The following is an 11,219-nucleotide window of genomic DNA, read 5'->3' on the forward strand; positions in this document are numbered from 1 at the left end:
AATGAAGCCGTCTCGCGAAACGACCAGCACCGCGCGGTAGTCCGTGTATTCGAGCCATCGGAGGATAGCGGCGATCAACGACACCCGGTAGCGGTCTGCACATCCCGACATAACGTCGAGGTCGACTTTCCGGCGTTCAGGGACTTGGCGACGGTAGTCATCCAGCGGCATGAGCAAGGTTGCCGAAAACACATTTGCCTGATGTTCAAGCTGCCCATATTCGGAATCCCAACGGACCACATCCTGATCGCCACACCGGATTCCGTTCGGGTGAGCATGCCGATGCATGAGGTAGTGGCCGAATTCATGCGCGAGGGTGAAGTTGATGCGCCCCGCCGAGCCGATCGCGGTGTTGTAGAAAATACCCCATCCCTTCTTGCCCGTCGGTGCCCGCGTCAGCGCCCCATCGAAACCCGGAAGCAGACCGCCGCGCACGAGGGTGATCGGGTCATCTGGGAATCGCTTCAGCGAGAACTCTCGCGCCACGTCCGGCACGTTCACCGGAAACCGGTTTTCGCCGAGCACCGCATTGAGCAGCAGGGTAAGGTCGTTGGCCCACCGCTGTGGATGGATGGCGGCCCTCATTTTTTTTCGTCCCAGACCTCGATCATCCGGCGGAATCGTTCCTTTGTGGCTGGGTCCATGCGGCGATATTTTCGGTAGAAGGCTTCGTCCGTGGCGTCTGCGAACTCGGTAACGTCCGGGTCGAGAAGATACTCCGCCGTCACCCCCAGAACGCGCGCGATCTTGGCGACCTTGTCGGCTGAAGGCCGGGGCGGCTGCTTGTTCTCAAGCTCCCAAATATAGCTCTTGCTGGATTCCGCCAATTCAGCAAGTTTTTCAAGCGTATAGCCCTTTTTCTTCCTCAGTTCCCGTATCCTATCGCCGAGCGCAGTCACCAAGATTCCTCCGCATTCCACAAGTTCAGAGTAGCGGTACTTTCTGTGCTTGACAACGCGCAAGCGTGTTCCTAGGTTCAAGTCAGGTTCGGAGTAGCGTTACTTCTTCGCCCTGTATATTAGAGCCGCCCGCTAGATGTAGCAATGGCGGAGAGGGAGACTCCGCATCTTGTGTTGGGCTGGTGGAACCACCAGTTCTGTCAGGAGTACAACCGCGGGGGCGGGGCGACACGCCGACACCCGTAGAAAGGAGTCGGCAATGGAGGCTATTAGCGATCAGCACCTGTTGCCGCGGCAGGACTTCGCCGCGGCATGGGACGCGATCAAGATCGACCAGATGGTACGGACCCGTTTGGTGGCGCAGGCGCTTCTCTCCTTCCAACTCCGGCAGCGTTACGCGTTCGAAGTCATGCCCGTTCATGGCCTGATCGTGCTCTCCGGCCCGCCAGGCACCGGAAAAACGACGCTCGCCCGTGGCCTTGCCAACGAAGTTGCACAGGCGCTCGCACCCAAGAAGGTGCAGTTTCTTCAGGTCGACCCGCATGCCCTTGGAAGCTCTTCACACGGGAAGAGCCAGAAGGAAGTGACGAAGCTCTTCCAGCAAACCATCCCGGAATTTGCCGCCGCACACCCGGTTATCGTTCTTCTCGATGAAGTCGAGGCACTTGCAGCCGACCGGCAGCGAATGAGTCTCGAAGCGAACCCGATCGACGCGCATCGCGCGACGGATGCCGCACTCGCCGGCATTGATCTTCTCTCTCGTACTCACCGCAACACACTTCTGATCGCGACCACGAACTTCCCTAAAGCCGTCGACCGCGCGCTGCTGTCCCGCGCCGACTGGATTGAGGATATGGGCTTGCCAGATGCGACGGCCCGGCAGGCAATCATTGCTGATGCTCTCGAGCAGCTCGCCAAGGAGTGGCCGCGGGTTGCCGACCTCAAGAGCCAGATCGCTGCTTTCGTCCGCGCGTCGGACGGCATGGACGGGCGGCGCTTGCGCAAAGCCATCGTCTCGGCTGCTGCCTCCACTATCGAAACCGCCAAAGACCTCAACAAGCTTCACGCGGAACACGTCCTCGCGACCTTAAAGCTCGCAGCCGCGAACGCACGTATCGAGGAGAAAGCGGCATGAAAGTTCGACGCGAGATTGCATCCGTTCCGGTGCGCACGGCCGGCGAGACGTGGCAGGCCATCGTCGATCTGATCACGGGCGAAGGCTCCGTCGATGCGTCCACTCTTAAGAAGGCGGCGAGCGTGATGGAATCGCTGATCGCAGACGAACATCCGGCGACGTGTCCGATTGTCGTGAAAGGCAATGGTCCCCGCCTGGTTATCTACTGCCTCTACAACGAGGCTGCGATGGAAGCTGGGAAGGACATCGACGCGCTGACGTGGAATCCCACCGGCGGCCAGGACTGGCGGATCACCGCACCGTCCGAACCCGGTGACGTAGACTGGATGAACAACACGCTGAAGACCCGGGCGCCGCGCATCACCATTCACGACGTCGCATCGCCGCCCGATGATGAGGAGAGCGCGACCGACAGCAACGCGCAGAACCAAGCGCTCACTATCAACTGGGGGGTCCTCGACCGGCCATGACCTCGACATTCGTTTCAGCATACACGCGCGTTCACACGGCCGCTTACGTGTCGGACAAGATGCGCAATCTGATCAAGCTGTTGGTGCAGCACTACGGCCTTGATCCAACGGCACTCGTTGATGCGTGGTCTGATTGGGTTGATAGGGCGGCCCGCACGTGGCTAGAGTCCGGTCATCTCGAGAAATTTATCATCGAGTTCTACAAGCCCGGCACGACCATCGCGCTCGGGCGCTGGGATTTCCCGATCCGCTATGACGGAAACGGCGTCGACGAAATGTGGGTCGATCGCCAGTTTCTTCAACAGTCCTTTGACAAGCCACCGCGCCCGCCGGTCGGCTGCACTTACCGGATTTTGCTGCTTGCCCCGGGCGGCGCTCCGGTCGCTGGGGTCAGTTCTTGTTCGTATCTCACACTGAATGATCTCGCTGCTCGAGAAGCCGGCACCGTGATCGCCACTCCCGACATCATGGCTTCGATGATCTACTACAAATGACTACCGTCAACGAAGCGTTCGAAATCTTCCGTCAGCGCCTCGAACTCAGCGAGACGGAGGCCAAAAACGCGAGCAAGCGGCATACCGAGGTCCGCGACTGCATCCGGGCGAAATTCGAGATCGACCGCGACTTCCTCACCGGCTCTTACGGGCGACACACTAAGACCAAGCCGCTCAAGGACGTCGATATCTTCTTCGCTCTGGGAGAGAAGGAAAAAAAGTGGCGCGACAAGCCACCCCACGAGGTGTTGGACGCATTTCGCGACTGCCTTGTGGAGAAATACGGCAAAGATGCCGTAGACCCGGGGCGCCGCTGCGCCACGGTCGAGTTCGAGAAGAACACGAAGGACGAGGAAGGCAAGGTTCTTTCAATCGACGCCGTGCCAGCGTTCGAGTTGGAAGATTGCTATGAAATTCCCGACCGGGATCTCGGCAAATGGATCAAGACGGACCCGGAGGTTCACGCCGAGAAAGCGACCGCCAAGAACAAGGAGCTTGGTGGCAAGTGGGTGCCGCTGGTGAAGATGCTGAAGCGATGGAACCGCTCGGCGGACAAGCCGATCAAGCCATCGTTCCTAATCGAGGTGATGGCGCTCGACTTGGTAGACGCACCCTTCACGACCTACGCCCGCGAGGTCCAGCGCTTCTTCGCCGCAGTCCCCGCGGTGCTGTCTGGGCCGTGGCCAGACCCGGCCGGGCTAGGGCCGCATGTCTCCGACCAGATGACACCCGATTTGGTCCAAAAGGCTATTAGCGCCCTGCGCACGGCAGAGAAAAAGGCGTCGCTTGCTATGCGGCTTGAAGCGCAGGGCAAGACGGGCGAGGCCCTCACGCTGTGGCGTGAGGTCATGGGCCGCTACTTCCCGGTGAGTTGAAAGGGCTGCTCATGACGCAAGCCGTCGTTGCGCGACAACAAGGAGACAACTTCCAAGCTCGCGTGTTCTGGCTGCACGCTGCGCTGCTTCTCGATCCTACGAGCGGCGTTGTGCGTGTCGCCTACGAGACCGGCCCCAAGGCATTTGACGACGTGTTGGTCGAGTATGATCCCGCCCGACCGCCGCAGGACCACACGGGTGCTCCGCTTGTCCGCGATCACCTCCAATGCAAGTGGCACGTGCGGCCCGATGAGTTCGGTTACGCGGACTTGACCGACGCCGGCTTCTCCAATGCGCAGACTCAGTCTTTCCTCCAGCGCGCTCGCGATGCCCAGGTGCAATTTGCGCCGGAGGGTGCTGGGGCGCGATTCAAGCTTGTAACGAATTGGAGTTTGCGCCGGGATGACCCGCTGATGCGGGCTCTTCTCACACAATGGCACGCGCTCGATCTTGAGCGACTGTTCGACGGTACGACCGACGCCAGCGCGATGGGAAAGATGCGCAAGGCATGGCGGGAGCATCTCGGCCTGGACGACGACGCGCTACGCCTTGTGGCGCGGACCATCGGCGTTACGCAGCGGCTCGGATCGGGACAAGATCTGCGGGACTGGCTCAACGACCGGTTCCGCGCGACAGGACTCCTCCCGGTTCCGAATTCCGAGGCAGGGTTTTTCTACGACGACCTTATCACCAAACTTCATGCGCAGAAGCGTAATGACTTCGACCGCCAAACATTCCGCGACATGTGCGCAACGGAGAACCTCTTCGACAAAGACCGCGAGCGCGAGCCGGTATCCGTCGGTGTCCGTTCGTTCATGCATCCGATCGATAATCTCGAAGCGCGATGTTCCACCATCTTGAACCTTGTGCCCCATTTCGCAGGCCGTTTCATCCGCGATGAGGCAGCATGGCACACGAAAGTGTTCCCAGAAATGCAGGCGTTCGTCCTCGATGCCGCGCGGGACAACGATCATCTTCGCCTCATTCTCGATGCACACGTGTCACTGGCCTTTGGCGTCGGTGCGATCCTCAACGTCAAGTCGGGAAAGACGATTGAGATTGAGCAGCGCACGGGAGGGCGACGCTGGTGGTCGCCCAATGACCTTCCGCGCGACGAGACATGGCCGGTATTTGAATTCGAACTGGAGACGGTCAGTGAGGGCGAGCAACTTGCTGTTGCGGTAAGCCTGACCCACGATGTCGCGACGCACGTGCGTTCTTATGTGAAAGGCGTTCCTACGATCGGTCGTATCCTTCATGCGCGCCTTGCGGCGGGGGCATCAGGTAGAAGTGTCGTGTGCGGCCAGCATGCGCAGCTTCTCGCCGACAGTGTCCTTGCGGCATTGCGCAGCGTTCCGCGTGCCGCCGCGCCGCGACCGGCAACCCATTTCTTCATCGCCGCGCCGAACACCCTTGCGTTCTTCCTCGGACAGAACCAGCCGGCAGTCGGCCCCGTCGTCATCTACGAGTGGGATTTTGAGGGAGCGACCGACGGTACCTACCGTCCCGGTCTGCGTTTGCCACCGATTGCTGCGTGATGCCGCAACCTCAGTGATGGGCTGACTGCGGTTGTCTGTTCCGGAAGCCGGCGCCGCTACGTGGAGAGCATCGCGCGATGAAAAACCTTGTCGTCTGCTGCGACGGTACCGGAAACGAAATCAGCGAGAACATCTCCAATGTCTTGAAGCTGTATCGTGTGCTCCGCAAGACGTCCAAGACGCAGCCGCCACAAGTTGTATACTACGATCCCGGCGTTGGCACGCTAGCTCGACCGGACCCATGGACCAAACTCAAGCAAGACACCATTACCGTCCTGGGCCTCGCGACCGGCTATGGGCTCGATGACAACGTTCTTAATGCCTACAGGTTTCTAATCAACAACTACGAGGACGGGGATGCCATCTATCTATTCGGCTTCAGCCGCGGCGCCTACGCCGTTCGCATGCTAGCGGGGCTGATCCATAAGGTTGGCCTGCTGGCGTCCCAACAGCAGAATTTGGCCGGCGCTGCGCTCACCGCTTATAAACAGTCCATCGAAAGCGAGCCTGTTGCCGCGGCAACTTCGGACTCGTCCAATCATGAGGAGGACGAAGCGCCCGAACCACAATCCCAGGACGACCGCGCGGCCCAGTTTGCGCGCATCGTTTCGTCGAGATGGCCAACCATCGCGTTTCTTGGCGTTTGGGACACGGTTGCGAGCGTCATCGTGCCCCGACCCGATCGATTCTGTACCTTCAGTCTCCAGGAACTACCGCATACCCGACACAACCCCAGTGTGCGCGTTTTCCGTCAAGCGATCGCGCTGGACGAGCGGCGCAGGATGTTTCGGCTGCATCCCTGGGCCAACGCCCAAATGTTCATGTACAATCGCTTCAGCAAGACAAACAACAGTGAGCCACAGGATGCGCAGCAGGTTTGGTTTGCGGGAGTTCATGCTGATATCGGCGGCGGCTATCCGGAATCCGAAAGTGGTCTTTCTAAGTTCCCACTGTTGTGGATGATCAGTGAGGCCGCAGCACATGGCCTCGCAATCAACCAGCAAGCGGTCAATCAGCTAGTCTGGGGGATCCGGCGGCGCGGAAGTCCCTTCACCTATGTCGGCCCCGATATCTTGCGTGAGCCTCATCAGTCGATGACGTCAGTCTGGCGCGCCTTAGAATGGTTGCCGAAATCGGATCGATACAAGGAATGGGAGGCCCGTCGTTCTTACGGTGGCTACTATGTGCCGAATTCTGAACCTCGCGGCGTTCCTGCGAACGCGTTTATTCATGAATCTGTTACGAGACGGATCGAGGCGGTTCCCAACTACCGCCCGATAAATTTGCCTCAAAGCTTTCAAATTATTTCGATGACGGCTGGCCCCCAGGATCAGAAATGAATCGCAGTCGGTCCGATTAGTTTGGTTCAAGATGATACGTCACAATTCTGACCTCGCAGAACCTCCGCATTTGCAGAGAAAACATCTGGCGCGTCGTCTACAGTGCTCGGCGAGACTAAGGAACGCTTTGTTTCACATCTGTGGCATTAGACGACACATTTGCGCGCCCCATCGACCTCGAATGCGCTGTGCTCTCCGAAAAGCTGGAACGGCTGGGAGCCGAGCACGTCGCCGCGCTCCGAAAAATCGAAACGCTTGATGTGGCGCGCCTCACTGAAACGGAGGTGCGGCGTCCACCGCCGCCCCGCAGCTGATGGCAGCCCGTTTAGAAAGTCCTCACAACCGAGGTGGCATTTTATGACCGTTAGCATCCGCTCGTCGTAGCTCTTTATGCGTTCGATCATTTCCTGGCGCGCTTTTTCTAGGCACGGATCGTCGGCTTTCACTAGTACCTCTCTGCCAGTTGTGATGGGGACAATAGCGCGCGCCCTGTGAAAGATGCACGTCGTCTGCGCCGGGCTGAGAGTGCGCATCAATAGAGCAAGAGTTCGGTGTGGATTCCATGACGGGTTAAAGGTTGGGAGAGAGGCTCCCGGCGCCCGTCGCGGAGACAACCTATGACCCAAGTAACAATGCTGGACGCCGCTCGCGGTGAACGCGGCGGCTACAAGGTGGATGTGAGCCGTGGTGAGCGGATCGGCCGTGTGTCCTCAGAGTGGTTCTCGCGCCCGGCGGACGAGCGGTATCTGTCCCTGTCGGACCTTTTCGGCGCCGTGCGCGGCCGCGCCGAGCGAAGCCGCACTCGAACCGCGGAGAGCGCGGCGATGCGGGTGGAAGCGAACCGCGCCGACGCGGAAGGGCTAGCGCTGCTGCTGCCCGGCGAAGATGTGCCGCTCGTGCCAACCCACTGGAGTTTCGGGCAACTCGCGAGCCTTGTCGGCGCGCCGGCTACATATCTGCGTCAGTTGCCTGCACCGCTCGCCGGGATCAACCTCCAGTACGGGCTAACCTCGCATCGGGCGGAGTTGGTCAAAACGCTTGAGGTTGATGACGGACGCGTTGAACTGCGCGCAGTCACCGGTCCCGACTATGGCCGCATATATGACCATGAACTGGTCGCGGCCGTGCAGCGCATCGCCGGCAACGGCATCGGTGATACGCGCTGGAAGGTGCCCGGGGTGCTCGACTGGTCGACCGGCATCTACAATCCGCGGGTCGACGTCACCAAAGATACAACCACGCTGTATGCTTCGGATCGCGACGTCTTCCTGTTCTTGGTTGACGACCTCAATCCGATCGAGGCGGGACGGCTGTCGGATGGCTCACCCGACCTCTACTTCCGCGGCTTTTATTGCTGGAACTCCGAGGTTGGCGCCAAGACGCTCGGGATTGCAAGTTTCTATCTTCGAGCCGTCTGCCAGAATCGCAATCTCTGGGGCGTGGAGGATTTCGAGGAGATCACCATCCGCCACTCAAAATTTGCCGCCTCACGCTTTGCGCGTGAAGCGGAGCCAGCGCTGACGCGCTTCGCCGATTCCTCACCCATGTCTTTTGTGAACGGCATCAAGACGGCGCGGGAGCGCATCGTCGCGCGCAGTGAAGAGGAACGAACCGAATTCCTGCGCAAGCGTGGCTTCGGCAAGTCGGACACGGCGAAGATCATCGAGACGGTGCTCGCCGAGGAAGGCCGCAAGCCGGCGAGCATCTTCGACTTTGTGCAGGGCATCACGGCCGTGGCCCGCGACAAGCCGCACCAGGATGCTCGTCTCGATCTGGAGATGCGGGCGAAGAAGTTGCTCGACCGGGTAGCCTGACGCCGATCCAACGTAAACGCCGGTTTCTAAGTTTCCAATTTCATGCTTTTGGCGCCGCCCTCCAGAGGAAGAGGGCGGCGCTCTGCTTCGTGACAGGTGAGGAGTTCGAGAGAGAGGCTCTCGGCCACCCGTCGCGGAGAAGCTAAAATGCCAAAATCCGTTCAGAAGATCACGCTCAGCCAGTCGCGTGACATTCCCTTCAATCGGCTGGTGCTGAGCCAGGCGAACGTGCGCCGCATCAAGGCGGGTGTGTCGATCGAGGAACTCGCAGAAGACGTCGCACGCCGCACGCTCCTGCAGAGTCTTACAGTGCGACCGGTCCTCGACACCGGTGGCGCCGAGACCGGCATGTTTGAAGTCCCGGCCGGCGGGCGCCGCTATCGCGCGTTGGAGCTTCTGGTGAAGCAGAAGCGCCTCGCTCGAACCGCACCGGTTCCGTGCGTCGTGCGCACCGAAGGTCTCGCCGAGGAGGACTCGCTTGCCGAGAACGTCCAGCGTGCGCCGCTCCATCCGCTCGACCAGTTCCGCGCCTTCCTTGCGCTGCGCGAGAAGGGCATGAGCGAGGAGGAGATCGCAACCGTCTTCTTCGTCAGCGTCCAGGTGGTCAAGCAGCGGCTTAAGCTCGCTTCCGTGACCCCGAAGCTGCTTGATGTCTACGCCGAGGACGGCATGACGCTCGACCAACTCATGGCTTTCACGGTCAGTTCGGACCATGAGCGCCAGGAGCAGGTGTGGGAGGCCCTGCAGCGTTCGCATACCAGGGAGCCATATTACATTCGCCGGCTCCTGACCGAGGGCGCCGTGCGCGCTTCCGACAAGCGCGCGCAATTCGTCGGAATCGAAGCTTACGACGCCGCCGGCGGCGCCATCATGCGGGATCTGTTCCAGCAAGACGACGGTGGCTGGCTGCAGGATCCGGTGCTGCTCGACCAGCTCGTTGGCGAAAAACTCGCCCGCGAAACCAATGTTGTGCGGGCCGAGGGCTGGAAGTGGATCGAAGCCGCCATCGATTTCCCGTATGGCCATACTTACGGGTTGCGCCACATCTCCGGCGAACCGGTCGCGATGAGCGATGAGGAGGCGGCCACGACCGACGCCTTGCGGGCCGAGTATGAGAAGCTCGAACAGGCCCATTCCGATACCGATGAGCTTCCGGAAGAGGTCGACCAGCGGCTTGGCGAAATCGAAACGGCACTCGCTGCATTCGAAGATCGGCCGGTCAGGTACGATCCGGAAGAGCTCGCTCGTGCCGGCGCGTTCATCAGCATCGATGGCTCGGGCGCGCTGCGCGTGGAGCGCGGTTACGTCCGGCCGGAAGATGAACCGGCCGTTTCTGAGCCGGAGTCGGTAGCCAACCCGGATTCGGATGTTGTCGATATCGTGTTGGCGGAAGGTACGGAGACCGAGGGCAGTGGACCCGCCACTTCGGAGGAGCCGGAGGAGGACGAGGGGCCGAAGGCAATTCCCGATCGGCTAATGACGGAGCTGACCGCGTACCGCACGCTTGCCTTGCGCGATGCGCTTGCCCAGAAGCCGGACGTGGCGTTTCTTGCGGCACTACATTTGCTCTGCCTCAAGCTTTTTTATCGGTACGCGACCGAATCCTGCCTGGAGATCGACGCGAAGAGCGTCGTCTTTGGCAGCCAGGCACCGGGCCTTAACGACACTGCGATCGCGAAGGCGGTCGATGACCGGCATCGGCGATGGTCCGAGCAACTGCCGCAGGAGCCGGGCGAGTTGTGGGAGGCGCTCGTCGCATTCGATGCCGACAGCCGTGACGCGCTGTTTGCGCATTGCGTCGCGCTGAGCGTCAACGCGGTGCATGAGGCCTGGAATCGGCGCCCGCGCGCTCTAGCTCACGCCGATCGCCTCGCCGAGGCGGTCAGCCTGGATGTCGCTGCGGCAGGGTGGTCACCGACTGTCGACAATTATCTCGGCCGTGTGACCAAGGCCCGCATCCTCGAGGCCGTGCGCGAGGTGAGGGGCGAGCAGGGTTCGCAACTCATCGAGCATCTCAAGAAAGGCGAGATGGCGGAGAGCGCGCAAGAACTGCTTGCCGGTTCTGGCTGGCTGCCCGAGCCGTTACGCACACCCGGCCGGGCAATCGCCGCAAGCTCTCCGACGCACGAAACTGTCTCGAACTCACCGATCGAGGCGACCAGCGGGGAATTGGCGACCACCAGCTATGAAACGGCCATCGCCGATGCTGAGCGCCCGGCCGAAGATGAACCGGCTGCGATAGACCCGCACGCTGTCGCGGCCGAGTAACTAACGGGTAACGCATCATACTCGGGCCCGCCGGCAAACGGCGGGCCTTCTTCGTCTTGGAGCCTGCCATGTCCACGCAAGCTTGTGATCTCGCCCGTCGTCTCGCCGAGCAAGCCGAAACCGTGTGCCGGCGATATTTGTCGAACGGGCGGCGTGTCGGCCGCTACTGGATCGTCGGCGACGTTCGCAACACGCCGGGACGATCCATGTTTGTACGCCTGAAAGGGCCGGCGTCCGGCAAAGGCGCCGGCGGCAAATGGACGGACGCCGCGACCGGCGAGCATGGCGATCTGCTCGACGTGATCCGCGAAAGCTGCGGCCTCGCGGATTTCCATGGGGTCGTCGAAGAGGCCCGACGTTTTCTCAGTCTGCCTGGCCTCAATGTC

Annotated in this window: 12 protein-coding genes and 1 pseudogene; 9 read left to right on the top strand and 4 right to left on the bottom strand. The window is 60.9% G+C overall.

Translation table 11 applies throughout. The annotated features are described in order from the left end of the window. Together AB7F49_RS34425 and AB7F49_RS34430 are read right to left on the bottom strand one after the other, a co-directional pair. A partial coding sequence (locus tag AB7F49_RS34425; RefSeq protein WP_428530787.1) for an ImmA/IrrE family metallo-endopeptidase occupies positions 1-585 on the bottom strand: 585 nt, incomplete at its 3' end. Then, positions 582-899 (bottom strand): helix-turn-helix domain-containing protein, encoded by a 318-nt coding sequence (locus tag AB7F49_RS34430; RefSeq protein WP_428530790.1) that lies wholly within the window; start codon positions 897-899, stop codon positions 582-584. The genes AB7F49_RS34425 and AB7F49_RS34430, both read right to left, overlap by 4 nt. Before the next feature lie 259 nt (positions 900-1,158). Between AB7F49_RS34430 and AB7F49_RS34435 the strand changes: the two genes are divergently transcribed. From AB7F49_RS34435 to AB7F49_RS34450, 4 genes are read left to right on the top strand one after another with little or no spacing between them, the layout of a single operon-like run. Then, on the top strand, positions 1,159-2,034 hold the full coding sequence (locus tag AB7F49_RS34435) for an AAA family ATPase (protein WP_428530793.1): 876 nt from the start codon (positions 1,159-1,161) through the stop codon (positions 2,032-2,034). Beyond that, positions 2,031-2,504, top strand: coding sequence for a hypothetical protein (locus AB7F49_RS34440; RefSeq protein WP_428530796.1), 474 nt, complete (start codon positions 2,031-2,033; stop codon positions 2,502-2,504). The genes AB7F49_RS34435 and AB7F49_RS34440 overlap by 4 nt, the downstream gene beginning before the upstream one ends. After that, positions 2,501-2,998, top strand: a complete 498-nt coding sequence (locus tag AB7F49_RS34445) for a hypothetical protein (protein WP_428530799.1) — start codon at positions 2,501-2,503, stop codon at positions 2,996-2,998. The genes AB7F49_RS34440 and AB7F49_RS34445 overlap by 4 nt, the downstream gene beginning before the upstream one ends. Next, positions 2,995-3,873: a CBASS oligonucleotide cyclase gene (locus AB7F49_RS34450; protein ID WP_428530802.1), complete on the top strand. Its 879-nt coding sequence runs from the start codon at positions 2,995-2,997 to the stop codon at positions 3,871-3,873. The genes AB7F49_RS34445 and AB7F49_RS34450 overlap by 4 nt, the downstream gene beginning before the upstream one ends. Here AB7F49_RS34450 and AB7F49_RS34455 read toward each other — a convergent pair. Further along, positions 3,855-4,394 (bottom strand): hypothetical protein, encoded by a 540-nt coding sequence (locus AB7F49_RS34455; protein WP_428530805.1) that lies wholly within the window; start codon positions 4,392-4,394, stop codon positions 3,855-3,857. The two genes, AB7F49_RS34450 and AB7F49_RS34455, sit on opposite strands and share 19 nt — an antisense overlap. Here AB7F49_RS34455 and AB7F49_RS34460 point away from each other — a divergent pair. Both AB7F49_RS34460 and AB7F49_RS34465 read left to right on the top strand, forming a co-directional pair. Beyond that, positions 4,362-5,411, top strand: coding sequence for an SAVED domain-containing protein (locus tag AB7F49_RS34460; RefSeq protein WP_428530808.1), 1,050 nt, complete (start codon positions 4,362-4,364; stop codon positions 5,409-5,411). The two genes, AB7F49_RS34455 and AB7F49_RS34460, sit on opposite strands and share 33 nt — an antisense overlap. A 77-nt stretch (positions 5,412-5,488) precedes the next feature. Then, complete coding sequence (locus tag AB7F49_RS34465) at positions 5,489-6,751, top strand: DUF2235 domain-containing protein (RefSeq protein ID WP_428530811.1); 1,263 nt, start codon at positions 5,489-5,491, stop codon at positions 6,749-6,751. A gap of 146 nt (positions 6,752-6,897) precedes the next feature. Here AB7F49_RS34465 and AB7F49_RS34470 read toward each other — a convergent pair whose 3' ends face one another. Then, positions 6,898-7,197: a hypothetical protein gene (locus AB7F49_RS34470; RefSeq protein ID WP_428530814.1), complete on the bottom strand. Its 300-nt coding sequence runs from the start codon at positions 7,195-7,197 to the stop codon at positions 6,898-6,900. A gap of 171 nt (positions 7,198-7,368) precedes the next feature. Between AB7F49_RS34470 and AB7F49_RS34475 the strand changes: the two genes are divergently transcribed. From AB7F49_RS34475 to AB7F49_RS34485, 3 genes and pseudogenes are all read left to right on the top strand, one after another. After that, the gene (locus tag AB7F49_RS34475; RefSeq protein ID WP_428530817.1) at positions 7,369-8,565 is read left to right on the top strand and encodes a DUF932 domain-containing protein; all 1,197 of its coding nucleotides are present in this window, start codon (positions 7,369-7,371) and stop codon (positions 8,563-8,565) included. A gap of 147 nt (positions 8,566-8,712) precedes the next feature. Next, positions 8,713-10,833, top strand: coding sequence for a ParB N-terminal domain-containing protein (locus AB7F49_RS34480; protein WP_428530820.1), 2,121 nt, complete (start codon positions 8,713-8,715; stop codon positions 10,831-10,833). A gap of 68 nt (positions 10,834-10,901) precedes the next feature. Next, positions 10,902-11,219 (top strand): annotated as a pseudogene (locus AB7F49_RS34485) (DNA primase); the annotation flags it as partial.

Source organism: Pseudorhodoplanes sp., assembly GCF_050250235.1.
GTDB lineage: Bacteria > Pseudomonadota > Alphaproteobacteria > Rhizobiales > Xanthobacteraceae > Pseudorhodoplanes.

Coding starts and splice junctions, on each gene's coding strand:
- AB7F49_RS34435 (WP_428530793.1), top strand. CDS start 1,159: ATGGAGGCTATTAGCGATCAGCACCTGTTGCCGCGGCAGGACTTCGCC.
- AB7F49_RS34440 (WP_428530796.1), top strand. CDS start 2,031: ATGAAAGTTCGACGCGAGATTGCATCCGTTCCGGTGCGCACGGCCGGC.
- AB7F49_RS34445 (WP_428530799.1), top strand. CDS start 2,501: ATGACCTCGACATTCGTTTCAGCATACACGCGCGTTCACACGGCCGCT.
- AB7F49_RS34450 (WP_428530802.1), top strand. CDS start 2,995: ATGACTACCGTCAACGAAGCGTTCGAAATCTTCCGTCAGCGCCTCGAA.
- AB7F49_RS34460 (WP_428530808.1), top strand. CDS start 4,362: ATGGGAAAGATGCGCAAGGCATGGCGGGAGCATCTCGGCCTGGACGAC.
- AB7F49_RS34455 (WP_428530805.1), bottom strand. CDS start 4,394: ATGCTCCCGCCATGCCTTGCGCATCTTTCCCATCGCGCTGGCGTCGGT.
- AB7F49_RS34465 (WP_428530811.1), top strand. CDS start 5,489: ATGAAAAACCTTGTCGTCTGCTGCGACGGTACCGGAAACGAAATCAGC.
- AB7F49_RS34475 (WP_428530817.1), top strand. CDS start 7,369: ATGACCCAAGTAACAATGCTGGACGCCGCTCGCGGTGAACGCGGCGGC.
- AB7F49_RS34480 (WP_428530820.1), top strand. CDS start 8,713: ATGCCAAAATCCGTTCAGAAGATCACGCTCAGCCAGTCGCGTGACATT.